This window comes from Pedobacter cryoconitis, assembly GCF_014200605.1.
Lineage (GTDB): Bacteria > Bacteroidota > Bacteroidia > Sphingobacteriales > Sphingobacteriaceae > Pedobacter > Pedobacter cryoconitis_B.
This window is the reverse complement of the sequence record NZ_JACHCE010000008.1, coordinates 65,344-91,747: the sequence shown is the minus strand read 5'-3', so window position 1 is coordinate 91,747 and position 26,404 is coordinate 65,344. Positions and strand designations below refer to the sequence as shown.

Sequence of the window (26,404 nt, the reverse complement as noted above, 5' to 3'; positions counted from 1 at the left end):
CAATCATGAATCAATTTAATCAATTATTTGACAAGCAGAAAGCCAACTTTAATACGGATGTTACGAATGGCGTGTAAAACAGCTCAATCAAATGCAGAAAATGTTAAAGGAAAACGATCAGGCATTTTATCAAGTTCTAAGTTCAGATTTCAAGTCAGCTCTATTGGATGTGGTGATCGAAGTTAATGCACCCGTTAGTATTATTGAATTTACTAAATCGCAACTCATAAACTGGATGGAGCCGCAAACGGTTCCAGTTCCTAAATTTCTTTCCGAAGCCGGTCATTATGGGACAGTTTACCGGGAACCATATGGTGTTACGCTAGTAGTAGGCCCATTTAACGCTCCGCTGCTTTGTTTATTGTTACTGCAATTACCGCACTTTCCGGGGGTAATACAGTCATTTTAAAGACACACGAAGAATTGAAAGAAACCAGCGCATTGCTCAATATTCTTATTCCAAGATATTTTGAGGAACATGATGTAAGTGTTGTGCACGGAAGAAAGGAAGTATTAACACAATTATTAGAATTACCATTTGATTTTATTTTCTTTACCGGAAGTGTAAGCGTCGGAAAAATTGTGATGCGCGCTGCTGCCGAAAACCTAACTCCAGTAATTTTAGAATTAGGTGGACAAAATCCAGCCATCGTTGACCAGACTGCAAACATAGCAGATGCTGCAAGAAAGTTAGTTTGGGGCGCAACGGCCTGGGGAGGACAGTGGTGTTCATCACCAGGATATGTCTATGTCCATGAATCGAAAACCGAAGAGTTTATCGCTGAGGCAAAAAAAGCATTAGTTGATTTTTATGGCAATACTCCAGTCAATGGAAATGATCTTTCAAACATTATCAGCGCAGTGCAAGTAAGGCGATTATTATCACTAATTGATCCGGAAAAAATAGTTGCTGGCGGTAATGGAAATGAAGAAAACAGATATTTTGCACCCACTTTAATTTACCCAACCGAGTGGACCGATAAAATTATGGAGGAAGAAATATTCGATCCTATATTACCAATTATGTCTTATGGGGATATTAAAGAAGTAGTAACTAAAATAAAAGATAACGGAAAGCCTCTTTCTGCTTATATTTTCAGCCAGGATAAAGAACAAACTGCATTCTTACTTCGCACTTTATCTTTTGGAGGAGGGGCAGTAAATCAAACTAATATTCAACTCTTTATAATTACTATGCCATATGGAGGTATAGGAAATTCAGGTATGGGTAATTATGCAGGCAAATGGGGTTTGATTCGCTCACACATGCAAAAGGCATCTTGTTTTCGCCAGCAGATAAAGATATCAAGCACCTCTTTCCACCATTGATATGAAAAAGGTTCAAGAGCTTAATAAATGGTTTGTTTATTAAAATAGAATTATAATCGTTTCTTATCAGGCATTCATTTATTACCATAGGTGAACGATTTTAGCTATTGGTAAGCTGATTTTTGAATATAAATATTCAATTATGACAACTAAAAAAGAAAATTCAAATCAATCCAGTGAAGATGCAAAAGATCAGGTTAACAAGCACTATGATTATATTATTGTTGGTGGTGGATCTGCGGGCTGCGTGATTGCACGCCGGCTTGTAGAAAGTAATAAGTTCACAGTTCTGCTCATTGAAGCCGGCGAAAGTGGCGAAGGTATAGATACCATACTTAATCCAGCGCGCTGGCTCGAAAATATTGGATCAGTACAAGATTATCTTTATCAGTATTCCCCGTCCCCATTATTAAATAACAGATTAATTTATGCGCCCAGAGGAAAAGTATTGGGTGGATCAGGCAGTATTAATGGGATGATATGGTCAAGGGGAAACAAGGATGATTATGATGGCTGGGCAGCAGCGGGAAATCAAGGTTGGGATTATAATTCTGTTTTACCATTATTCAAAAAGGCGGAAGATTGGGAAGGCGGAGAAAGTATGTTTCATGGAGCAGGTGGCCCTATATCTATAGGAAATACTAAATACCTTCACCCTATCGATTCTTCATTCATCGCTGCTGCGAAATCTTTTGGGATTCCTTATTTGGCTGATATCAATGGCCCCGCCCCGGAAGGTGCCGCACCATTATGCTTAAATATTAAAGATGGTATCAGGTGCAGCCCATATTCCGGATATTTAAAACCTGTTTTAGAAAGCCTTAATCTGACGGTGATAACTGGTGCTAATGTAAATGAACTGACTATTGAAAATGGTGCGTGCGTTGGATTAATTTACACAAAAGACGCTAAAATTCATCATGTATCTACCAGCCAGGAAGTTATACTCTGTGCTGGAGTATTTGAAACGCCACGCCTCCTGATGCTTTCAGGTATCGGCGACGAGAATGATTTAAAAGAACTTGATATCAATGTTAAGTTTAATCTTCCTGGTGTAGGAAAAAATCTGCAAGATCATCCGCTGGTATCACTGACTTATCAGGCAAATAAACCAATTGATTATTTTACCTACAATCTTGGTGGAAGTAATTTATACTGGAAAAGCAGACCGGAACTTCCAAATTCAGACATTAACCTTATACCGATTCAGGTACCTATAATGTCAGCTGAGATAGCCGATCATGTACAATTACCAGAGAATTGCTTTAGTGTATTTGCGACTTTGGTTTCGGTAAATAGCCGCGGCTTTGTGAAGTTGCAGTCGAAGGACCCCAGTGCCCAGCTTATAATTCAACCAAATTTACTGGCAGATGAAAGGGATATGGAAGCTATGATTAATGCAGTAGAACTTTGCATGAAAATAGTTTCACAACAACCTATGCAAAATATTATTAAATCTTGGGTGGCTCCTAAATCAGGAATAGATAGAGATGATATTAAAGCTTTTGTGAAAAATGCCTGCTCAACCTATTTCCATCCGGTTGGCTCTTGTGCGATGGGAAGTGATATCGATTCGGTTGTTAATAATAAGCTACAAGTTTATGGTATAACAGGTTTGCGGATTGCCGATGCGTCTATCATGCCAAGAATTACAACATCGAACACTAATGCTCCAACTGTTATGATAGGAGAATTCGCTGCCCAGCTAATACTAAAAAAAAGATAATAAAATAACCATCAATTAACGGCGGGGTCGCCACCTGCCGTTAATTGATGGTTATTTTATTATCTTTTTGGAGGAACTTCAATCGGAAGTCCAGATATATTCCTTCATTTTAAGTTTTAAGATTTCGAGAAATAATAGCATAGCAGGACTTATCCATTTATGGGTATGATGTGCTGCAATCATCGTAATTTTGGGTTTAAAAGTTTTAATAGGGATCTCAACAATCTGTTTACTAATCAGTTCTTCCTTTACAACAAAATGAGGAAGGCAGGCAATTCCCAGGTTATTCATGACACTTTTTTTAACTGCTTCTATACTCCATAATTCAATACTCTGCCCCACTTGTATGTTTTTATCCTTTAAGTAACCCTCAAAATAACCCTGATAAACCCCATTAGGATCATTATTAATGACCGGACACTGCTTAATCTGGTTTTTAAGATCAAAATTTCTCTCTTTTTTGGCGAAATCAGGTGAAGCCATTAAGCCCACATCAAATTGTGCGAGACTGATAACCTGAATTTGGGAATCATATCCATTAACCTGAAAATGAATTCCCAAATCAATATTATTCTTTATAATATCATTTTGTGTCTCATAACAATTCTTCACTTTTAGCTTCATTTTCACAGCTGGAGCTTTCTCCAGGAACTCTTTTAAAACGGGCTGAATGATATAAGTCAGCAAACTTTCCGATACAGAGATATTAATACTCCCTCCTACTTTATTGCTACTTGAATTTAAAAGCTTTATTTGTTCCAGCTCTTCTTCAATATTTTTAATATGTGGAATTAGTTTTAAAGATTGTTCGGTTGGAAACATTCGTCTGCCAATTTTTTCAAATAATGGGAATTTAAGCTCATTTTCCAGCTGCTGTATCTGATAACTAATAGCAGACAAAGAATAATTCAGTTCATTTGCAGCATCTTGAAAGTTTCCTTTTTCTACAATAGTTTTAAAACTCCTGAGCTGATGGACATCCATACTTCAATTTTTTTGAAGTAAAAATACAAATAGTTTTGATTGTTTAAAATGTAGCGTTTTGATACTTTCGCAACGCAGCAAACCTTTTTTCAAAACAACAACGTAACAGATTAACAGTCAAGTCAATGATAACCAACAGGTTAAAAAAACAAATATATGAACGATAAAAAGTTAAAAATATCAATAGTAGGTACAGGAGCTATAGGAGGTTATTATGGAATATTACTTTCTCAAATGGGGCATGATGTACACTTTTTACTGCGCAGTGATTACGATTTTGTAAAGTCCAATGGATTGACATTGCAATCCGTAGTGCATGGAAATATTCATCTACCAGAAATAAATGCATACAATGACACATCCGATATGCCTGTTTCAGATATAGTCCTGGTTTGCTTAAAAACAGGTCAGAACAAAACAGTGTTACCAAAAGTACTACCACATATTACTAATGAAGACACGGTAGTTGTACTTATCCAAAACGGCTTGGGAATGGAGGAAGATCTCTCGGCTGAATTTCCTCTTTTACAAATAGCTGGAGCCACTGCCCTGGTCGGTATTCACAAAGAAAAAAATGGACTGATCGTACATGAAGGTTATGGTAATATTGATTTTGGCAGTTATAATGTGAAGGAAAATACCAGACTTGACTATCTGGCTTCAATTTTCAATGCTATAAACATACCTTCTTCTCATCAGAATTTATTGCAACTAAGATGGAAAAAATTAGTTTGGAATATGGCATTTAATGGCCTTTCAGTTGTATTAAACTCAACAACTGCACAAATTATTGCCAATCATTTTGAGTATTGTAAAACAATCATGCATGAAGTTATTAAAGGAGCAAATGCAAACGGAATAGAACTCCCCCTATCATTTGCCGATGAACTGATTATTTTTACTGAAAAAATAAAAGATTATTCCCCGAGTATGAAATATGATTTTGACAGGTGCCTGCCACTGGAATTACAATATATGTATCAAAAACCAATTGCTGCTGCCATGGAAGCAGGATATAAGATGATAGAAACTATTAATTTGTATAATGAATTAAGTGAAATCTCACTGACAACAAAATAGGAATAACAATATTTACGAATTAAAAAATGTAAAAACATTATGTAAGCAGGAGTTGTAGTTATAATAGTAAACTCAAATAAAAATAGTATGGGACAATTAAATAATCGAAATATCGCCGTTTTATCTGAAAGCGGTTTTGAAGAAACAGAATTGACCAGTCCGGTTGAAAGATTAAAACAAGAAGGTGCCAAAATTCATATCATCTCTTCCAAATCAGGAAAGATTCAAGCTATGAAAGGTGATCATGAGTGGACTATTGAAGTTAATGTCGACAAAACGATCGCCGAAGCTGAGCCAGAAAATTACGATGGATTACTTATCCCAGGTGGTGTATTAAATCCTGATGCCTTAAGAAAAAACGATCAGGCGGTTGCATTCGTTAAAGCATTTTTTAGTGCCGGAAAACCTGTCGCAGCCATTTGCCATGGCCCTCAGGTTCTGATAACTGCCGAAGTAGTTAAAGGCAGAAAGATGACTTCCACGAAAACTATAAAAATTGATCTGGTCAATGCAGGTGCGCATTGGGAGGATGAGGAAGTAATTGTTGATGAAGGACTTGTAACCAGCCGAAGTCCGGACGATCTTCCTGCATTTAACAATAAGATGGTCGAAGAATTTGCAGAAGGGGTTCATGAAGAGCAACATTCCTGATAACATAGTAAAAAGCTTAAAATGGAGCCCTTAGGCTCCATTTTAAGCTTTTAGCAATTTGTAGTGCTAAGATTGAATAAAGTTTGTTTAACTGATTCAACCCACTCTTGTTTAATTATACTCAACACGATTACATCCATTCTTTTCCCCTTGCCATTTATTGATCTGTTTCTTAAAACTCCTTCCTCTACACAGCCTATTCTTTTCATTGCATTTATACTCCGTTTATTTAAATGATTAGCACGGAATCCTACCCGCTCTGCATTTAACACATCAAATGCAAACTCTAAAAGCAAATATTTACAATTTTTATTGATGCCGGTTCCCCGATATTTCTTTCCATACCACGTATAACCCAATTCAAGGGTATTAGTTACTGTATCTATCCTGTAAAAACGTGTGCTTCCAACAATTTTATTGTCTGCTTTGTCCACAACAATAAATGGATATTCAGTTTTTCCGGCCCTATGAGTTAAAGCAGTATTGATATATGCTTTTAAATTCTCACCACCACTAGCGCCAATGCATTAAAATCCCACGTATCCGGTTCGTTTGTATACTCCAGTAAAGAATCAAAATCTTCTGCTTTTAATGGTCGTAGCAAAACACGTTCATTTTCTAAAATATAATCTTTCTCAAAGTCTATCATTTCTTATCCTTCTTTTATTTCCACCAATGATAATAGTTATGTAACCCGTCATATTCAAAATCACAACGCGGATAAAGTTTGTTACCGATGTCGTTCGTCTTTTCGGTTTCTACCATCAGTCCGCAAGCAACTGTTTCATCGCACCATTGCTTGCTTCGGTCAATTAGGGCTATAGAAAGACCTTTGCCTCTGTAATCCGGATGAACGAACAAATCGCTTAACAGCCATTGTTTTTCTAGTTTAGCATAGTGGTAGAGTTCATATAGTTGAACAAAGCCAGCAGCTTTACCTTCTACATGGACCAAAAAGATATGGGACTGCTCCTGAGTTAAACGGTCTTGTATAAATTGTTTACATTTTCCATAATCTGTCATTGTAATAAAATTATCTAAACGCATTATCTAATCATTCATATACATCGGCTTACGATTGAGAGCCTGTAATTCTGCTAATTCCAAATAAGCAGACACCATTCTATTAAGTAGATTTAATTCATTCTCATCTAAATAGTTTTTAGCTGTTTCTGTTTCTTGTTTAGTCGGCTTGGTATCCTTATTGTCAGACCTAAATTAGATTTATTAGCATCAATACGCTGATAGATAATTTCGGCTGCTGTATGCTCATCAGCAGCCCAATGCATTTTATTTTGCACTGTTTAAAAAAACAGCATAGACACTTCTGTTTTTGGATCATAATCAATGCTTGTTGCATATACATCCAGTACTTTACGCCAGAAGACTTTTTCGGAGGAACGTATGTCACGAATACGGGTGAGCAATTCATCGAAATAGTTACCTCCACCAGCCTGCTTCAATAATTCATCATTCATTGTAAATCCTTTCATAATATATTCCTTGAGTCTGGCAATAGCCCATTGAAGGAGTTTTGTCCCCTGCAGGCTTTTAACCCGGTAACCCACAGATATACTTACATCTAAATTATAGTAATTAGCGATTCTAGTAGAAAAATCGGAAATTCCGATTTTTCTACTAGAATCGCTTTAATAAGCTCAAACTCCTTATAGATATTCAAGATATGCTCATTTATTGTTGAACGGGACTTACTGAAAAGTTCAACAATCTGATCAATTGTAAGCCAAACGCTTTCATCCTCTAAACGGGTTTCTATTTTTGTAGTACCATCTTCAGTTTGATATATAATTATACTTGAATCTTCCATTAACTTACTGTGATAAATGATTTAGCTACTGAGAGCGACGGGGTTAGTGCAGAAATGTCGACCAGCAGAAATTGTTACCCTGAACACTTATCTGGAAAGTATGAGAGTAGAGGCTTATACAGTGCATACCCCACTTAGTGTGGGTGGAGCCAAAATAATTGTCGATAGTGTTAAACACAATTACTCAGGCAAAAAATAAAAAACATATTACACAATAGATTAAAACAAACAACTTAAATATGAAATTTTAAACAGATAAAGAAGAATATGATTTAAGAACACTAAAAAGGTTTCAGGTACTTGACAAGTTTCTTTATTTTGCATGAAAAATTTAAAAATATGAATTCTAAAAAACACTTCTCAACTTTAGTAATGATTTTAATTAGTTCTTTAATGGCACATGCCCAATACTCTAAAGATAATTCGGAATCTAACCTAAATGCATTTTCAACAATTAATGGTCAATGGCGAGCGGTCACCCCAACTAATAACACATTAGGCGGCATTTATTATCAAGGATTAAATTTTGGTTTTGATCCCAATAATTATTCAAGTATTACTAACCCAATTGGAACAAAATTTGGCATTCAGGCAACCTGAACAACTCTAATACAGACTTTAATGCTAAGAAATTGAATTGCTCAAATTTGCTTGTTGATATACCTGGTGGCAATGATTTAATTAGCGCAATAAATGTAGATATTTCAACTTTTGGCACAGAAACAAATGCAGCTAGAAGTTATTTCCTTAGATTAAGAGATATAGGCTCCGGCCCAGGCACAGCTTTTATCGTAACCGGAAATGGAAATGTTGGAATAGGCTTAAATAACCCAACAGTAAAATTAGATGTAGACGGAACCATTAGAGCGAATGAGATTAAGGTTTGCGTTTCACAAGGGTGCGATTTTGTATTCGAAAAAAATATAACCTCATGGATATAAATAGGCTGGAAGATTTCGTAAAAACAAAATATCATTTACCCGAAATCGCATCTGAAAAAGAAATGATTGAAAATGGGATAGACATGAAAGATTTTCAGCTGAAGTTATTACAAAAAACAGAAGAGATGACTCTTTATATAATCCAACTCAATAAAAAAATCGAATTATTAGAAAATAAACTATCAAAAAACAAAGGATAATAATTTCTGAAAGAAAAAATCATATAGATAATGCAATAGAACCGGATATTATGACGTCTATGAAAGGACTGGAATCTCTTTCTTTTTTAGAATGTCTTGACTCAGCATCTATTGCAGCTTTTGAAAATGCAAAAGTTCCTTTTTTGCATATCAATCAGTTAATAAAAAAGCTGTAAACAGGCCAAAAGATCAAATTGACGTAATTGAGTCAGAAAAAATCAGGCAATTAAGAGACCACAAACAACTACACCTCTTAATTACCTGATTTTCAAAACACTACTATTCCTGCAAAACTTTAACCCTTAAAAAACTCGGATTTACAGCAGAAGTAAAAACCCGGTGTGTTTCTGATTTAAAATCAGTATCCTTTGCTTTCATGATATCCTGAAACTGCTGCGTATTGCGGTCAATCAACGGGAACCAGGTGCTCTGAAGTTGCACCATGATCCGGTGCCCGGTTTTAAAAGTATGAAGTACATCCTGAAGTTCAAAATTTACCCGGCTTACTTTTCCAGGCGTAAACGCTACCGGACTGTCAAATCCATGCCTGAACTTACCTCTCATCGCTTCACTTCTTACCATCTGCTGGTAACCGGCCATTTGAACTTCTTTACCTGTCCATTTGTTATTTTGGGCAGTATCCGGATAAACATCAATTACCTTTACCACCCAATCGGCATCTGTCCCAGTAGTAGAAACGCTCAGGTGCGCCCAAATATCCCCGCTCAGGGTTACGTCATTAGTCAAAACATCAGTCTGGTAAGTCAAGACATCTGGCATTGCCGCAGCAAAGCGCTGATCAGAAGTCATATACTCCCTGTCCATATCCATAGTCTTATGGTTAATAAAGGGTACAGGTTTGTTCGGGTCTGAAACAAATTCATTAAAGGCATTGCCTTTATCTTTTGGTGCCTCAAAAGAAAGTTTTCCATTCGGAAGAAAGTAAAGATTCTGTTCTTTAGAGTCCTCTGGTGGCCATTGATTATAAGCCTTCCACTGGTTAACACCGGTTTCAAAAACAGAAACCTTTGGCAAGTCTAAAACTGTTCCTTTTAAATAATGGCTAAAAAAAGCAAATTCAATCTTTTCCCTGTAATAAGCAGAAGTAGCTGCGCCAAAATCCACATCACCAAGATGGTCACCATCTCCCCTGGCCCATCCGCCATGCACCCATGGGCCCATAGCAAAATAGACCGGCGTATTCGGGTTTCGCATCTTCAGCACCTTATAGGTTTTAATGGCCCCATATAAGTCTTCTGCATCATACCATCCACCGGTAACCAGTGTAGCTGTTTTAATATCATGGAGATGCGGTAAAATATTCCTGTCCTTCCAGTGCTGATCGTAATTAGGATGGTCCATCATTTCGTTCCATAGCCGGATCGTATCCTGATAATATTTAACGTTAGAATTTCGAAGACTACCCATTTTCAGAAAGAAATCATAGCCATCATTAGTCCCTGCCTCAAATCGCTTTCCTGCCTGCTGCGTTGGTTTATCATCCTGCCGGTTGGTAAAGTAAGGATAAAAACCAAAATTGGCAGTCAGCATAAACGCCCCGTTGTGAAAGGCGTCATCATGATAAAGATTGGCAATAGGTGCCTGCGGAGAAGCAGCCAGCAATGCAGGGTGCCTGCTCAATAAAGCCGCGGTTGTATAAAAACCCGGATAGGAAATCCCCCAGACACCAACCTTCCCATCGTTTCCTGATACGTTTTTAAGCAGCCAGTCAATAGTATCATAAGTATCTGTCCCCTCGTCTATGTCGGTACTGGTTTTATGCTCTTCAAGTGCAGGGGTCATCTCCTGAAAAATCCCTTCACTCATCCATCTGCCCCTTACATCCTGATAAACAAAAATGTATCCATCATGCAAAAATAATGAAGAAGGCCCAAGACTTGTCTTATAATGTTCAGGGCCATATGGACCAACATTATAGCAGGTCCGCTGCATCATGACAGGATAGGTTTTAGAATGATCTTTTGGGGCATAGACTACTGTAAATAATTTTTTCCCATCCCTCATGGGTACCTGGTATTCATATTTACTGTAATTTTCTTTAATATAGGCTGCATCAGCTGAAGCTTCCTGGGCAGTAACCCTGATTGCAAGCAGAAGAAGAAAAAGCAGGATCAGTTTTTTCATATCACACAAGTATTTTAGTTAAGCGGGTGATCATATATCTGTTAATCACAGCAGCAATATAAAATATTTACCTGCAATTTACCCTAAACTCTTGACATTGTCTTAAATTCAGTAGGCCTCATGTTTGTCAATTGATGAAAATTATTACTGAATGCAGCTATATTCGAATATCCAATCTCATAGGCGATTTCGGTCATATTCAGATCGCTGTCTTTAATCAATTCCATAGCCCGGATAATCCGCAGCATTTTCACATATTGAATAAAGGTAATGTGAAGTTTCGTCTGAAATAATCTTGTCAAACTTCTTACGCTCATCCCCCATTGTCTGGCCGTACTTTCTAAGGTAAGGTTTTCATTCAACAGACTCCGAAGCTGACCAACAATAGCCTGGAGCCGCTGATCGTCAGTAGTGGGGAGCTGGATGGAAAACTTTTTAAGATTTTCTTTAGGCAGCACGTTTCTCAGTGTGGTTAGAAACTCAAATTCCCATGATCCCCTGAAATAATCACCCTGCCATTTTTCGCTAAAATACAGCATTTCAGATAAGAGCTTACTCACCGGATAAATGCCCAGCTCATTATAAAATTCGCCGGAACTTTCTCCGGGAAAATAAATATTTATGATGTACAGATCCTGCGTGTTGAACATCAGGTTGTGCGGATAATTTTTAGGTATCCAGATATAATGACTGGACGGAATATAGTAATCCTTTTCATCCGTCTGCAAGTAAGCAATCCCACCAAAAACCAATAGCAACTGAGCTTTATCGTGCTGATGTGAAGGCAATCGCTGTTCGGTTTGCTGTCGAACCACCAAAATAGAGTCAGGATTCTGATCAACACTATTTATAAGTTGCCTAAGCATATCCATATGGCCAAATATAACAAATATTAGGCTGATTATATAAAAAGATGTTTTACCCGCATGAATAGTTTTGCTATGTAAATAATAGAGTCATTATGAAACAGAAAATCACAAACCCTAATCAAGACGTTGAGCTTTTGGCACAAGAGAAACCTTGTGACCATTCAGAATCTAATTCAGCAGAAGACATTGAAGCACTTTATATCTACTGGCTGGCTTCTTCTTATCCTTTCATGCCCCTGATCGATTTAACCTTTGTTTTTGATGAGTTAAGAAAGATAGTAAAAAACTGGTTCCCAAATAAAAGAGAACGTACAAATCATTCCTAAAAATAAAATCCATGAAACGCTATAAATCAATTCCAATTTTGGGAGCTATACTGCTATTATTCGCACAATCTCTCCATGCCCAGGACGCAGAAACGGCCCGGGTATGGAGTTTGGAAGAAATATGGAAGGTCGCCGAAAAGAACAACCGGCAACTAAAACTATCGGATTTAAACCTCCAGCAAAGTAATTTAGAAGTACTCGAAGCCAAAGACCGTCTGCTACCGGAACTTTCAATAGGCGGGGATGTAAAACTCAATACCAAATTTCTCATTTACGATAATGGATTATTCTCATCTCCACAAGATGTGCCTGTAAAAGGTTATGGTTATGGAGTCGGATACAACTTAAATTTTAACCTCTTCAACGGTGGTAAAGACAGAAGAAATATCAGGATGAAGCAGGAAGAAGAGACACACAGGCAGTATGAAACCGATTTGCAAAAGCACAGCGTAAAATACAATGTCGCTGTTGCTTATTTCGATCTGTATAAATATCTGCACTTCCGTGATTTTCTTGCTGCAGAAATCGCTGCTGAGAAAAAACAGCTATCACTTATAGAAAGCTTACATAAAAACGGTATTGTGCTGAAAAGTGATGTGCTGAGAACCTCGGTGAAATTATCTCAATTGGAATTAAACCTTTCAGCTATTAAGAAGAAAATTGACGTGACCACACAACGCCTCAACATCCTGACAGGCCGTGATAACGAAGCAGAATTAGTTATTCCCTATAAAGCCGGTTTTGAAATGGAGCCCCTTAAGGATTCCGGTTACACCGATTACCTGGCTATCGCACTCCTCGAATCGCCAGCGTATAAAATGGTCAATAACGACATTAAATTGAGTGAACTAAATATTAAGCAAATTAAAGCTACGCTGTCACCTAAAATTTCCTTGTATTCCAATTACAATTATACCTATCCGCAGATCTCATTTTATCCTTACTCCAATGATTTATGGGGATTTGGGCAAACAGGGATCAGGGTGCAATTTTCTATTGATAATTTATACAAAAGCAAACATTCCATTGCACGTGCCCAGGCCGTAAATAATCAGGCAAAAGAAAAAGCCAGCATTCAAAAGGATGAAATTTCAATTCAGGTAAAAGAAGCTTATTTACAACAGCAACAGGCTTTGGAAAGTGTAAAAACCGTAGAAAAAAACATGAATAAAACTGTCGAAACCGTTCGGGTCATCAGAAACAGTTATCTCAATCAGGAATCACTTCTGACCGATCTTTTGGAAGCAGAAAATGCTTTGCTGGAGGCAAAATTTAACCTGACAACCGCACAAACAAATTTAAAACTCAGTCATATCCGATTACTGGCAATCGCAGGAATTCTTTAATACAAAAATTATGGACAAGAATAGAACAGATAAAATAATTGTAACCCTAACCAAATGGTTTGGCATTGCCCTATTGACAGCAATGCTCATTTGGGGGGCAGTATATTTCTTAAAAGCACACCGTTATGAACAGACCAATGATGCACAGGTAGATGCGTATTTATCACCTGTAAATGCAAAGGTAGGTGGCTATATCAGAAGAATTTATTACAAAGACAACCAGCAGGTTAAAAGAGGAGATACACTTGTAGTGATCGAAATGGACGAGTACGGACTGAAAAGAAATGCCGCAGCAGCAGAACTGATGGGTTCGCATGCCAAATTACCCATTTTGGCTGCTAATGAAGAAACACAAATTAAGAGCATCGGAGTAATCAAAGCACAGTTAACAGGTGCAAAAGCGAAACTGAATCAGCAGCAAAGGGAATTTGACCGTTATAAAAAATTATTGGCCGATGAATCTGCCACACAACAAAAATTCGAGAATATCAGTACCTCTTTGACTATCACACAATCAGATTATGATCAGGCAAAAGCTTCCCTGCAGGTTGCCGAATCCAAACTAAATGATCTTAAAGTACAGCGCAATGCGATAACGGCAGAAATAAAAATCAAGGAAGCACTGCTTGAACGGCAGGAACTAGATATTAAATATACCGTGATCACTGCACCTTTTGACGGACAGATAGGCAAAAAGACCATTCAGGAAGGACAGTTGATACAGCCAGGACAAACGCTGGCATTTTTGGTAAACCAAACAGAAGAAAAATGGGTAATGGCGAACTTCAAGGAAACACAGATTGGCAATTTCAGGATAGGGCAATCAGTATCCATTGAAGTAGATGCTTCCCCAAACGAAAAATTCAGCGGAGTTATCGAATCACTTTCTCCAACTACCGGTTCCCGTTATTCATTACTGCCTCCAGATAACGCTACAGGTAATTTTATTAAAATTATACAGCGTATTCCCGTCCGGATCAAGCTTACCGATACGCCCGAAAAATTAGCGAAGCTCTCTGCTGGAATGAATGCCAATGTTTACATTTTAAAAGATTAATCATGCAAGCACATCAAATTCCGGTTTTCAAACCATGGGTAGGCGAATGGATGGCAAGGTCTGTAATATTTGCTATTCTGATGACTTGCCTGTTTAGTTTCGCCTTTTACAGTAGTCCGGTTACGGTAATGGGCTTTTATGGCGTACAGTCTACCGATGTTCAATATGGCATGGTAGTTATCTACGGCTCAACAGTAGCTTTTCTGGCACTGGATTTTCGCATTGTAAAGTATTTTTCGCCAAGGAAATATCTGATCATGGCACTCGCGGTCAATGCCATATGTTCCGTCCTCTGTTTTCATTTCAAAGACTGGACACTCTTTATCATTTGCCAGTTTGTGCAGGGGATCACCTGTGCATTGATGTCAGGTATTGTCTTGCAACTCACCTTTCCAAGATTGCAGTCTACACGTGCCCGGGTGATTGCCTATACCCTCCTTTATGGAAGTATACAAATCTCCGTTCCGTTTTATTCCATCTATACCAGTACAGTACTTTATTTTTATGACTTCAACTGGTTATTTTATGGGTTCAATATCATGCTCATCATCCTGACATTTGTGGTGTTGCTGACGATGAACAGCAAAGCAAGGTTTACAAAAAAGATCCCGCTTTATCAGGTGGATTGGCCTGGGTATCTGTTTTATGTATCTTTTATTCTGATATTAGGATACAGCCTGATCTATGGACGGCAATTGGGCTGGTTTGACAGTCCGTTAATCGTTTTTCTGACCCTTGGGAATTTAATCATCCTGATGCTATTTGTTATTAGAGAATCGAAGCTTAAACGGCCATTGATCAACTTACAAATTTTCAAGGTAAAGAATTTTGTCATCGGCTTGCTGCTGCTTTTCACATTCTACATTTTCAAAGGAAGTACCGGACTTGCTTATGGCTATTTTGAAGTTATTCTGGGCAATGATCCACTCAGTACCATTCCGATATGGATTGCAGTAATTACCGGAACTGCCCTGAGTATGTTTGTTACCTCCCGATTTGTCTTAATGGGATTTAACCTGATCAGGCTTATCATAGCAGGTTTTGGCTTTATGGCTTTGTATTATGCCTATATGATACTTTTTGTTTCTGTACAGGGAGAAACAATTGATTTCATCCTGCCTATGTTTATCTATGGTGTTGCAACAGGGGTTTTATTTGTTCCGATTGTTTCATTCACCAGCTCCGTAGCACCCCCAAATATTGCATTAAATGCGTCACTTATTGGAATATTTGCAAGGTTCACAGGTTTTACCGCGAGTTTAGCCCTGAATAACGAAATTCAACTATTTTCGAAATCTGCAGTTAGGGAGAAGATCCGGGAAACATTAACCGAAACGAATCCACAATTACCTCTTACCCTGCTGGATATTCAAAATAAATATAGGAATGCAGGCAATGACATCTATACAGCAAAAGAAGCTTCAGGAGCGTATTTTAATAAACTGGTAGGACAACAAATATTAGCCCGTGCTACCCGGGATTATTATGATCTGATGCTTGCAGGTTTAGTTTTCATCATTGCTATCCTTATTTTTTCACCACAGATTCAGAAGGTTATTTTACGGTTAAGGAAGGGCATTATTCCTTACTAGATTTTTAGACCGGGGTTTGATGACATCAATCTTTATACTATTTTAGCACCATGGAACCTATTTTCCTTACCCAATCGCAAGCCCGCAAAATTATCCTTAACGCTGCCGGCCTCGCCAGGAAAGCACAATTTGGTGAGGGAATCGAAGCCGTTTATCAGGTAATAGACCATTTAGGTTTTGTACAACTTGATACTAATTACGTTGTAGAGCGTGCGCATCACCATGTAATGGCCGCACGCATACCAGACTACCAAACAGAATGGCTGGCTGAACTTGGCGAAGACGGGCGGATATTTGAGTATTTCACCTCAGATGCAGGTTATCTGCCCATTCGGGACTTTAAATATTCATTACCGGTTAAAGAAGCATTTGCAAATCATGGAAAACCTTTCACCCCGGCCGAAACGCGGATGATGAAAGTTGCACTTGACCGGGTGGAACGGGAAGGACCTTTGATGGTGAGCGATTTCGATGACGACAGACTAGAAGCAAGTACCGGCTGGTGGGACTGGCGACCAGCTAAAGTAGCACTCGAACGCCTGTATCTGGAGGGCCACCTCATGATCAGCCGGACCAAAAATTTCCAGAAAGTATACAACCTGCCGCTCAATTTAGTTTCTCCGGAAACTGACCTGACCATGCCATCAAAGGAAGAATTTGCCAGGTATATTATCCGTCGTACCCTTGGCGCACTGGGAATAGCCTATCTTAAAGAGTTAAAATGGAGGGCAAGGAGAGTGAAAGGAAATCTGGTAAAAACTGAGCTGGAGCAAATGATTGCAGACGGCGAAGTACAAATAGTCAGTGTTGATGGACTAAAAAGCGCACAGCTATATATGCTATCGAACCAGAATATAGATATTGAACTGGCTAAAGATGTTTTCATCCTCTCCCCTTTTGATATCCTTAATGTCTTTCGCCACCGCTTGAAAGACTTCTTTGATTTCGATTACCAGATTGAATGTTTTGTACCTGCCGCTAAACGCAAGTATGGTTATTTCTCATTGCCAGTACTTTGTGGCGATGTTTTTATTGCAAGGATGGATGCGAAAGCCGATCGCAAACAAAAAGTGCTGATTATTCATAATCTGCATTTTGAACCAGTTGAGATCGACCAAATCACTATTGAAAAATTTATACAGGCTTTAAAAGCTTTCGTTTTATTCAATCAATGCAGGAATATTAGCTTCAGGAAATCCAATAATGAAACTTACCTGAAAGCTATAAATAAAGGTTTTTTAACATAGAAAATTCATTGTTAATGCGAAAGGAACATTCTTTACTGTTCAGAAAGCACTTCCACTGCACTGCTGAATGACAAAGGCACTATCATACAGGTATTGATCTGGTAGCTGACGGTGGTATGACCCAGATATAAAAAATTATTTGGTGAGAGACATTATATAACAGGCAATGACAGGAAATAATTCTGTCATTGCCTGTTATATCAACATCTTGCTTATTTTAAGGTAGTGATCATTCCTTTTGCATTCTTATTGCCCGCATCTGCCACCAGAGCCTTTTCATACCAGGCCTTTGCCTGCACGTGATCTCCCTTTTTTAAATAACATTCAGCAGTAAGTTCATCAACATAAGAAAGATCAGCCTTCCTGGCGCATAGTGGTGAGGCAAGGGCATATAAGCTGATGGCATCATCAAAGCGACTCCTGCGTTGCAAATACTTCCCGGTACTGATCAGATCACCTGCTTCAAACTCAAAGTCATATTGTTCCCGTCCTTCTGCTTTGATATGGCGGTAAAAGGCCAGGCCTTGTTCCATGTTTTTCACCATCTTATCTCTGATATCCAGGTATACCGATTTTTTAGGGATATTGAAGGGCTGGTCTTGTAAGATAGCAAGTATAGCGCCTTTGATAGCATCCACTTTAAAATTTTGGTTGTTCGTTTCCATGACCATAGAAATGTCCTGAACATGATCGGTATAGATGAGTGCTTCGTAATTGCTATTGGAACCCTGGTGGCGATGCCATTGCAATTCTCCGTCTTTAAAACCAGTAGTACCAAGGCTGCTTTCGCCGCCTGGAAAGTTAACAGCTAACTGATCAAAAGATTCCTTACTGATAATTTTCAATGCTTCAAGCCGTGTAATGAATGTATAGAGATCGGCAGAGGTAAGTCTGGGAAAGCCGGTCGTCAGCTGAATATAAGGCGTAGCATTGAAATCATTATCAAATGCCCGGGCTATGTCCGGCCTGTTCAGATCGGCATCCATAATACTGTGCTTCATACCACAAGGCCTGAATATATATTTATTTACAAAATCTGTATAAGATAATCCGGAAACCTTTTCAATAATCCGCTTTTGCAGATAAACATTTGCATGTGCATAAATATAGGCCGAACCGGGTTCGAATTTCAGCTTTGTCAGACTTTTAAGCGAATCCAAAAGCTCATGATCTGTCTCATCCGACTGCGCCTTAAAATTCGGCAGGCCACTGGTATAGTTGATCAAATTCCTGATTTGTACTTTACCTGCCCAATCCGGCAGATCTGTGAGATATTTAGATACAGGGTCATCCAGTTTAATTTTACCCCGTTCTTTCAGCAGCATAATGCTAACCCCATTGAATTCTTTAGAAATCGACCCGATGTCGAACAGCATTGCTGTAGTCAGCATTTGGGTTTTGCCCGCATTGGCATAACCCCAGGCTTTATCATAAATAACCTTACCATGTCTGGCAACTAACAGGGTGCCATTAAAAACGCCACGATTTGATGCAGTAAGCATCAGGGAATCGATATGTTTGAGCTGTAAGGGTGTTTGAGCAAATAGACTAACAGAAATCAGCATCAAACAAACCGGTAATAAATAATACTTTCTAAATGCCATATGATCACAAGACTACTTTTATCTGAATAAGTTGCAACAAAAGATTTAATTCCATACAAGCAAGGAGACATCTGTATTCAAGCACGTTAGCCTGATTAATTGCTGAACCTCTTCTTATAATCATCCAGTTGCGCCTGTATTTGATTGGAAAGTGAAGTTTGTTTACTCTTTTTAGTGAAATCAGCCATTGTATTCAGTAACTGAAAACTGAATTCTATTTCCCGTAAATCTGCTTTGCTTTTATTTTCAGTATACAGGTGATAATTATATTCCAACTGATCAACAACAGCTTTGTCGACCGTATTTACCAGCTTACTGCCAAAAGTAACGTCGTTTAATTGAAAGGCCAGTTGAGCTAAGAAAAGTTTTTGAGCAGAAAAATCGAAATAAGGAATGATATCTGGCATTCTAAGATCATAGCGTTGAAGGGCCTTTAATGCAAGCTCAGGGTGTCCTTCCTGTATAAGACCTTGGATCAGTTCAATAAAAGTCGCTGTAATTACCGGATAATATACTGACCTGGATTGAGGGTCCAGATAACTTGCATTTTTAAAATTCCCATATTCAAACTTGTCCATAATATTCTTGTACATCACCATTGTATTTGTTTTAGCCCGCGGGCTTTGAGCTGCGGTGTCTTTTTCAAAAGGGATTAAATGATATATAAAACCTTCTTTGTATAAATAAGGCTGTAAACCAATAAAGTTCTCACTATTCATCGTTGTGGTAAAACATATCGGTCTTTTCCAGTTGTTATGTGCCAGTATATCCAGCATTGCAAGATTATCTTTGGTAATATAGTCTGATGTATATTGCCATTCCATGCTTTTAGTAAGCTTGCTCTTCTGGTCTGGAGTAATTACACCATTTTTAATCACTTCATCCGGATTTACAGTGATTTTGAAGCTTTTAGTTGGCAGATAGTTACCATATTCGCCACTTTGGTATTCCAGCATGATTTGTTTATTATCGGAGGTGATAAAATCAAATAATTCTTTCAGCTCTACAGGTCCGGCAATTTTTTGATCACTATAATAGATCACATCTCTGACACCTTCCTCATATTTGTCATAAGGCATGGTAATAGGTAAAGGTGCTGACTGATTCATTTTCTTCTGCATCTGGCGTATATACCAGTCAGTACCTAAAAGACTCAGGTTAACGATACGTACATCGGTTCTTATTCCTTCTACTTCCTGAGCGTACCACAATGGATAAGTATCATTATCACCGTAGGTAAATAAAATCGCATTTTGCGGACAGGAAACAAGGTAGTTATAAGCCATATCGCGTGCTACCCGTTTAGTGGAACGATCATGGCTTTTCCATTCTTTACCTGCCAATAATACGGGTGCCAGCAAAAGGCAAATAACAGTTGAACCCATAGCAGCCGTTTTAGCAGGTATAAATTTACGGATCGATTCTGCAATCGCTATAACACCAAGCCCTATCCAGATAGCAAAGGCATAAAAGGAACCTACATAAGAATAATCACGTTCCCTGGGTTGTAAGGAGGGCTGGTTAACATACAGTACGATAGCTAAACCTGTGAAAAAGAAAAGCAGTAAGATAATCAATGCATCTTTCTTTTTACGCTGAATATGGTAAACAAATCCGATCAGGCCTAAAAATAAAGGCAGCGCATATAATGGCGTATAGGTGACACCATGAATCACTGATGCTGGAAGATGCCTGCCACCATCAAAGATACCGCTTGTCCAGTTCCCATCAATACTTTGATTATCTGCCTGTCCATCGGCATCGTTATAACGGCCCACGAAATTCCAGAAGAAGTATCGCCAGTACATTTGAGACATCTGCCAGCTGAACATCCATTTCATGTTATCTGCAAATGTTGGAGGCTGGTTATCTGGAATTTGTAACCAGGATTTATAAAACTGAACGTCCTGTCCACTGGTGCTATACATACGTGGCAAAAAAGTAGTTCTGTCATAAATCTGCTCAATCTTGCGCCCGGCATTTTCATATTGCGTTTTTCCTTTACGGTAAATGATATCACCTTGTTTTTGTTCGATAACTTTCGAATCATAATATGGCCCGGTCAGCAAAGGGTTATCTCCGTATTGAACCCGGTTCAGGTAACCATAAAGGGTAAATGCATTATCAGGATGAGAGTTGTTCAAATGGGGGTCCGCAGCTGCCCTGATAGGGATATAGGCAAATGAAGCATAGCCAAAATAGATGAAAGCTATACATAATAATGCCAGGTTAAGTTTTGTTTTTTTATTTCGGATACTGTATACTATACCCCATACAATAGCTGCAACAAGTAATAATATAAAAAACGAAGCTCCGCTACCAAAACCAAGGCCTAGTGAATTCACAAAGAAAAGGTCAAAATATGCAGCAAGTTTAACAGTATACCCACGGATTCCATACTGTACAAAACCCAGTATCGCAACCCCGCTCAGAAAAGCCCATACCCCATTTTTAACAGTGATATTTTTACTCCTCCGAAAAAAATATACCATTGCTATAGCTGGAATAGTCAGCAAATTAAGTAAATGGATACCTATTGATAAACCCATAATATAGGCAATGAAAACCAGCCATTTATCAGATCTGGGTTCATCAGCATGAGCATCCCATTTTAAAATGGCCCAGAATACAATCGCTGTACACATGGAAGATAAAGCAAATACAATAGTTTCAACAGCGGAGAACCAAAAAGTATCGGTATAAGTAAATGCCAGGGCACCAACTAAACCAGCTCCCATAATCAGGATTAGATTTGACTGCTCAACCACATCATCACGTTTGCTCAGGAGTAGTTTCTTTGCGATTGCAGTTATAGTCCAGAACAAGAACATAATGGTTACACCACTAGCTATCGCCGATCCCATGTTCATAAAATAAGCCACTTTAGTTTGATCCCCAAAGGACAATAGCGAAAACATTTTCCCTAACATCGCAAATACCGGGTATCCGGGCTGATGGGCTATCTGTAAACGGTAAGCGCTTGCAATGAACTCGCCACAGTCCCAAAAACTTACTGAAGGCTCTAAGGTTAAGATATAGGTAGAAGAAGCTATCAGGAAACATAGCCAGCCTAACAGATTATTGATTTTTCTGTATTCCATTTATCAATGTTTTTTGTACTTATTTAAATATCACTATTTTTTAGCTAACCATTAAATAAATCAGGCAGACATTAAAGAAATCTAATGTGTCAGGGATAAGTAACAAAGCCTTTCAACAATTTGCTGAAAGGCTCAATATTTTTTATGTAAGGGTAATTCCGATTGCCATTCCAACTCCATACTTAAAGGTGTTTGTCTGATAAAATTTCTTTTTAATTATTTTGGTATAATTCTGATTTGTTTCAAAATTTCTTCATATCGTATCAATTTATCACCTGTCAGTAAAACACTTATTATTTATATTGAACTTACACTTGAGATAGTATAATGCTTTATAAATATGAAATTTAGTAAATCTGTAATTTTAGTTTTCATTCTGGTTCCTTCGCTACTTCGAGCTCAGCATAAGGCCAGATCGCTCTATCATTATAACCGTGCCCCTCTCCAGCCAGCTTCTTATATACAACTTCCCCTGGGCAGTATTAAAGCTAAAGGCTGGTTATTAAAACAACTGGAACTGCAAAAAGAAGGAGCAACAGGACACGCTGAAGAACTTTATCCGGAAGCTTCCAATCTGGGTGCAGGTTCTGACTGGCTTGGCGGCCAGGGTGAAAGCTGGGAACGCGTCCCCTATTATGTAAAGGGATTGGTCGCACTTGCCTATACACTGGATGATGCAGATTTAAAGAAAAAAGCTGAGAAATGGATAAACTGGACTTTAGATCATCAGCAGGCCAATGGTTCATTTGGCCCCGTAAAAATGGACGATTGGTGGCCCAGAATGCCTATGATGTATGCAATACAAGGTTATTATGAGGCTACAGGCGACAAAAGGGTTATTAATTTTTTCACCAGGTATTTCAACTATCAGCTAAACAATCTGGATCAGAAACCACTAAAGGAATGGAGCAAATCCAGAACAGGAGATAATATTGAAATCATATTCTGGCTCTATAATATAACGGGTGAAAAATCACTTTTAACACTTGCCGGGAAACTAAAATCACAAGCTTATCCCTGGGCAGATATCTATACCAACAATCAATTTTTCTTTTATGGTGACGATTTCCATACCAAACATAGCGTTAGCGTGGGTCAGGCTCTTAAATTTCCGGTTATCTATTCACAATTAAAACAGACACCCTTTTACAGAGAAGCTACCGAAAAAGGGATTGATAACTTAATAAGAGATCATGGTCAGGCTTCAGGAATTGCCTCCGGAACAGAATTTCTAGCCGGAAAAAGTTCTTTTCAGGGTACTGAAACCTGTACTGTTGTCGAATGGATGCAGAGCCTGGAGACTGCGGCCAGAATAGTTCATGATGCACAGCCTGGGGACAGACTGGAAAAAATTGCTTTTAATACATTACCCTCACAATTTAGCAGGGATATCAGATCTCATTTATATTATACACAGCCAAATCAGGTAGTGTGCAAGCATGGGAACTCCGGGTTTGATGAAGATTATGATGGGGCGCTGCTTTTAAGTCCTTATTCAGGTATGGGCTGCTGCAGATATAATATGCACATGGGCTGGCCATATTTTGTAAAAAACAGTTGGACAGCAACCCCGGACAAAGGTCTGGCTGTAATTGCTTATGCACCGGTGGAGGTCAATGCTTTTGTTGCAAATTCAGTTCCGGTTAAGCTTCAGGTTGTTACTGATTATCCTTTTGAAGAAAAAATAAGGATTAAAATAGAGCTGTCAAAACCGGCTTCTTTTCCTTTAAAGCTAAGAATCCCGGAATGGTGCAAAAACCCACAGATCACTATGAATGATAAACAATTGACGGGGGTTAAAACAGGTCAGATTTATACGGTTAACAGAAAATGGGCTAACCAGGATCAGGTTGTACTCAAGTTCCCTATGGAAGTAAAGATAACTGATCAGGTAAATAATGCTGTAACGGTAGAGCGCGGCCCGATTGTATATGCACTACAGATTGATGCAAAATATAACATTGTAAAAAAACATCCGGTAGCTGGCTTCTTCGATTATGAAGTGTCTGCTGCATCTGCCTGGAATTACGGGCTGGTAATTGATCGTAATGATTTGGAAGGATCTATAAAAGTCCAGCAGACTAAAATGCCAGAAAATCCATTTATTCAGTCCACTACACCTATTAAACTTCAAGTTTCAGCTAAAAAGATACCTTCCTGGACTTTGGCTTATACTAAAATGCATGCTTTAGAAGTACCCGCCAGCCCTGTTGCGTCTGCAGAAAAAACTGAAGAAATTATACTTACACCCTATGGAAGTGAAAATATCAGGATCAGTAATTTCCCTGTTATCGGTATTCCCAAAGCCCCGGAAAAACAGTTTAAGGAAGATTTTACTCAGGCAACCATTAAAGACTGGCTGATTTATGGCGGAAGCTGGTTTATTAAAGACGGGGCATTCCATTCTGCTTCAAATAAAGGTTCATGGGGATATGGGATACATGGATCAAAAGCGATTGCAAGCGGTACACAATTTGATAATCTGAGTTATGAGGCCACTATCCGGCTCAATTCAAAAGAAGGTAATGCAGGGCTGTTGTTCAGGGTTAGTGATCCGGTTATCGGAGCTGATGCTTACAATGGTTATTATTTAGGAATTGATGCAGCAGCAGGAAGGATACAATTGGGTAAGTCGGTTGATCAAAAATGGATCTTATTGGCATCGCAAGCACAAAAAATGGAAACCGGAAAGGCATATAAAGTCAAAATAGAAGCAAAAGGCAGTTCTATTAAAGTGTATTTTAACGAAGTTGCCGGACCTGTAATTTCAGTAACAGACATCACTTTCAAAAATGGTGCTATAGGGGTCAGAGCCTACGATTCACTGGCAAGTATTGATAACATAGTAGTTAAGGAACTTCAAATGACCAGTAAACAATAATTTGTCCGGGTTATTTTCAATGGCCAATTCAGCTCTCTTCAATGAAATTTCATTAAGAGAGCTGGATTAGCCATAAAAACACGAATTTATTGAGCGTAACCCGGGTTCTGAGGTGCCAGATTTGGATTCACACCCATAGGAAACTGTGGAACAGGGAATAAATTATGGTACTCCCTGACATTAGTTGTTCCTTTAGCAGTTAAAGTTGAAACCAATTTACCGGTGCGGACCAGGTCAAACCACCGGCTTCCTTCAAAAGCAAGTTCTAACCTGCGTTCCTGCAAAATTGCATCGCGAAGATCGTTTTGTGTTAAATTCGCCAGATCTGGTAAACCTGCTCTTTTCCTGATACTATTCACAGCCTTATAAGCAAGGTTATCATTCACAGGACTGTTTAACTCATTATAAGCTTCTGCGTAGGTTAATACGACCTCTGCATAACGCATCAAAGGGAAATTATTATCACTTTGGTTTTCTGTTGTAGCATCCGCATCAACCCATTTATTCACGTAATATTTCCCATCAGTACCTTTGACAAAGAAAATAGCTTTACGTTTATCGCCAGCGGTATAACTATCATATATTTCGGTAGTAGGCTGAAAAGAACCAAAGCCCCTTCCTCCTACACTATTATTTTCCTGTGCAAAAAAGGCAATTAGATTACCGCCCTGCCCACCAGGCCCACTCACAAACTGCGCATCAAATATGGCCTCTTTTCCAAATTCGTTCTTAATATCATAAACATCGGAATAGCTGTCCCACAGCCCATAACCTGCACCAGAAAGTGTCATTACCTCATTTGCTTTATCTGCAGCAAGCTGGAATTGTTTTAGAGTCAGGTATACACTAGCCAGAAAAGATTTTGCCGCCCCGCTGGTTGCCCTTCCCCGGTCTGCCCCGCTATAAGATGGAGGCAATATAGTTTCAGCATCCTTCAGATCTGCGATAATCTGTTTATAAACATCAGTTTTAGGATCTCGTTTTGGATAAGTAAGCTGATCTAAAGAACTTACTTCGGAAGTTACAACCGGCAAGTCCCCAAACAGCCTGACCAGCTGGTAGTAATAAAACGCCCTCAGAAATTTAGCTTCAGCGACTAGTCTTGTCCTTAATGCCTCTTCCATGTTGATCCCGGGTATTCGATTAATAGAAGCATTAGCCCTGGTGATACCAATGTAAAAATTATCCCAGGTCTCCCGTAAAATACCATTCTGAGAAGTATGTGTGTAAGTATTCAGTTCAATTCTTGGGGCACTATTATTTAAAGGGAACATGTTATCTGTAGTGATTTCTCCGAGAATAACATAGTTACGCGCAACAAAACCATTTAACCGGACTGGCGCGTAAACAGCCGTAATTGCCGAAATTGCGTCATTTTTAGTCTTATAAAAGTTTTCTGGTGAAATGAATGATTCTGGATTTTCATTAAGTTTTTTACAGGATGTGGTCCATAACACACTCAGGAGTAATATATATTTAAAGATTTTCATTGGAGTA

Annotated in this window: 22 protein-coding genes and 2 pseudogenes; 13 read left to right on the top strand and 11 right to left on the bottom strand. The window is 38.5% G+C overall.

The window, feature by feature from the left end; genetic code table 11:
* Nucleotides 1–91 precede the first annotated feature (91 nt).
* Nucleotides 92–1,329 (top strand): annotated as a pseudogene (locus tag HDE68_RS20760) (aldehyde dehydrogenase family protein).
* Between the two features lie 142 nt (nt 1,330–1,471).
* Nucleotides 1,472–3,055 (top strand): GMC family oxidoreductase, encoded by a 1,584-nt coding sequence (locus HDE68_RS20755; protein ID WP_183884158.1) that lies wholly within the window; start codon nt 1,472–1,474, stop codon nt 3,053–3,055.
* 78 nt (nt 3,056–3,133) lie between these two features.
* Here HDE68_RS20755 and HDE68_RS20750 read toward each other — a convergent pair whose 3' ends face one another.
* Nucleotides 3,134–4,039 (bottom strand): LysR family transcriptional regulator, encoded by a 906-nt coding sequence (locus tag HDE68_RS20750; RefSeq protein WP_183884157.1) that lies wholly within the window; start codon nt 4,037–4,039, stop codon nt 3,134–3,136.
* A gap of 156 nt (nt 4,040–4,195) precedes the next feature.
* Here HDE68_RS20750 and HDE68_RS20745 point away from each other — a divergent pair, with 156 nt between their 5' ends.
* Nucleotides 4,196–5,119: a 2-dehydropantoate 2-reductase gene (locus HDE68_RS20745; RefSeq protein WP_183884156.1), complete on the top strand. Its 924-nt coding sequence runs from the start codon at nt 4,196–4,198 to the stop codon at nt 5,117–5,119.
* 87 nt (nt 5,120–5,206) lie between these two features.
* Nucleotides 5,207–5,770 (top strand): type 1 glutamine amidotransferase domain-containing protein, encoded by a 564-nt coding sequence (locus tag HDE68_RS20740; protein ID WP_183884155.1) that lies wholly within the window; start codon nt 5,207–5,209, stop codon nt 5,768–5,770.
* 50 nt (nt 5,771–5,820) lie between these two features.
* Here the strand turns inward: HDE68_RS20740 and HDE68_RS20735 are convergent, their stop codons facing one another.
* The 5 genes and pseudogenes from HDE68_RS20735 to HDE68_RS26385 form a co-directional block, all read right to left on the bottom strand.
* Entirely contained in the window at nt 5,821–6,210 is a 390-nt protein-coding gene (locus HDE68_RS20735; RefSeq protein ID WP_317617723.1) for a GNAT family protein, read from the bottom strand.
* A 56-nt stretch (nt 6,211–6,266) separates the two neighbouring features.
* Nucleotides 6,267–6,419, bottom strand: coding sequence for a GNAT family N-acetyltransferase (locus HDE68_RS26405; RefSeq protein WP_221300846.1), 153 nt, complete (start codon nt 6,417–6,419; stop codon nt 6,267–6,269).
* 14 nt (nt 6,420–6,433) lie between these two features.
* A complete protein-coding gene (locus HDE68_RS20730; protein ID WP_183884154.1) occupies nt 6,434–6,817 on the bottom strand; it encodes a GNAT family N-acetyltransferase in 384 nt (127 codons plus the stop codon).
* 3 nt (nt 6,818–6,820) lie between these two features.
* A pseudogene (gene rhuM, locus HDE68_RS26585) lies at nt 6,821–7,338 on the bottom strand (RhuM family protein).
* Between the two features lie 14 nt (nt 7,339–7,352).
* Nucleotides 7,353–7,598, bottom strand: coding sequence for a hypothetical protein (locus HDE68_RS26385; RefSeq protein WP_221300843.1), 246 nt, complete (start codon nt 7,596–7,598; stop codon nt 7,353–7,355).
* Between the two features lie 339 nt (nt 7,599–7,937).
* Between HDE68_RS26385 and HDE68_RS20720 the strand changes: the two genes are divergently transcribed.
* From HDE68_RS20720 to HDE68_RS20710, 3 genes are read left to right on the top strand one after another with little or no spacing between them, the layout of a single operon-like run.
* Complete coding sequence (locus tag HDE68_RS20720; protein WP_183884153.1) at nt 7,938–8,198, top strand: hypothetical protein; 261 nt, start codon at nt 7,938–7,940, stop codon at nt 8,196–8,198.
* Nucleotides 8,199–8,245: 47 nt separating this feature from the next.
* Nucleotides 8,246–8,539 (top strand): hypothetical protein, encoded by a 294-nt coding sequence (locus tag HDE68_RS20715; protein ID WP_183884152.1) that lies wholly within the window; start codon nt 8,246–8,248, stop codon nt 8,537–8,539.
* Nucleotides 8,530–8,739, top strand: a complete 210-nt coding sequence (locus tag HDE68_RS20710) for a hypothetical protein (protein WP_183884151.1) — start codon at nt 8,530–8,532, stop codon at nt 8,737–8,739. Before HDE68_RS20715 ends, HDE68_RS20710 begins: the two co-directional genes overlap by 10 nt.
* Nucleotides 8,740–9,018: 279 nt before the next feature.
* On the opposite strand, the gene HDE68_RS20705 is transcribed toward HDE68_RS20710, so the two are convergent.
* Together HDE68_RS20705 and HDE68_RS20700 are read right to left on the bottom strand one after the other, a co-directional pair.
* Nucleotides 9,019–10,884 carry a CocE/NonD family hydrolase gene (locus HDE68_RS20705; protein WP_183884150.1) on the bottom strand — a complete coding sequence of 622 codons (1,866 nt, stop codon included), beginning with the start codon at nt 10,882–10,884 and terminating at the stop codon, nt 9,019–9,021.
* A gap of 83 nt (nt 10,885–10,967) precedes the next feature.
* Entirely contained in the window at nt 10,968–11,756 is a 789-nt protein-coding gene (locus HDE68_RS20700; RefSeq protein WP_183884149.1) for a helix-turn-helix transcriptional regulator, read from the bottom strand.
* Between the two features lie 89 nt (nt 11,757–11,845).
* On the opposite strand from HDE68_RS20700, the gene HDE68_RS20695 reads away from it, so the two are divergent.
* From HDE68_RS20695 to HDE68_RS20675, 5 genes are read left to right on the top strand one after another with little or no spacing between them, the layout of a single operon-like run.
* Complete coding sequence (locus HDE68_RS20695) at nt 11,846–12,079, top strand: hypothetical protein (RefSeq protein WP_183884148.1); 234 nt, start codon at nt 11,846–11,848, stop codon at nt 12,077–12,079.
* Between the two features lie 11 nt (nt 12,080–12,090).
* The gene (locus HDE68_RS20690) at nt 12,091–13,425 is read left to right on the top strand and encodes a TolC family protein (RefSeq protein WP_183884147.1); all 1,335 of its coding nucleotides are present in this window, start codon (nt 12,091–12,093) and stop codon (nt 13,423–13,425) included.
* A gap of 10 nt (nt 13,426–13,435) precedes the next feature.
* On the top strand, nt 13,436–14,482 hold the full coding sequence (locus HDE68_RS20685) for an HlyD family secretion protein (protein ID WP_183884146.1): 1,047 nt from the start codon (nt 13,436–13,438) through the stop codon (nt 14,480–14,482).
* Between the two features lie 2 nt (nt 14,483–14,484).
* Nucleotides 14,485–16,074 (top strand): MFS transporter, encoded by a 1,590-nt coding sequence (locus HDE68_RS20680; RefSeq protein ID WP_183884145.1) that lies wholly within the window; start codon nt 14,485–14,487, stop codon nt 16,072–16,074.
* A 50-nt stretch (nt 16,075–16,124) separates the two neighbouring features.
* The gene (locus HDE68_RS20675) at nt 16,125–17,321 is read left to right on the top strand and encodes a winged helix-turn-helix domain-containing protein (RefSeq protein ID WP_183884144.1); all 1,197 of its coding nucleotides are present in this window, start codon (nt 16,125–16,127) and stop codon (nt 17,319–17,321) included.
* 212 nt (nt 17,322–17,533) lie between these two features.
* Here the strand turns inward: HDE68_RS20675 and HDE68_RS20670 are convergent, their stop codons facing one another.
* Together HDE68_RS20670 and HDE68_RS20665 are read right to left on the bottom strand one after the other, a co-directional pair.
* Complete coding sequence (locus HDE68_RS20670) at nt 17,534–18,925, bottom strand: serine hydrolase (protein WP_183884143.1); 1,392 nt, start codon at nt 18,923–18,925, stop codon at nt 17,534–17,536.
* A gap of 95 nt (nt 18,926–19,020) precedes the next feature.
* Nucleotides 19,021–22,026, bottom strand: a complete 3,006-nt coding sequence (locus tag HDE68_RS20665) for a DUF2723 domain-containing protein (protein WP_183884142.1) — start codon at nt 22,024–22,026, stop codon at nt 19,021–19,023.
* 340 nt (nt 22,027–22,366) lie between these two features.
* Between HDE68_RS20665 and HDE68_RS20660 the strand changes: the two genes are divergently transcribed.
* Nucleotides 22,367–24,907, top strand: a complete 2,541-nt coding sequence (locus HDE68_RS20660; protein WP_183884141.1) for a beta-L-arabinofuranosidase domain-containing protein — start codon at nt 22,367–22,369, stop codon at nt 24,905–24,907.
* Between the two features lie 86 nt (nt 24,908–24,993).
* Here HDE68_RS20660 and HDE68_RS20655 read toward each other — a convergent pair whose 3' ends face one another.
* Nucleotides 24,994–26,397: a RagB/SusD family nutrient uptake outer membrane protein gene (locus HDE68_RS20655; protein WP_183884140.1), complete on the bottom strand. Its 1,404-nt coding sequence runs from the start codon at nt 26,395–26,397 to the stop codon at nt 24,994–24,996.
* Nucleotides 26,398–26,404 lie beyond the last annotated feature (7 nt).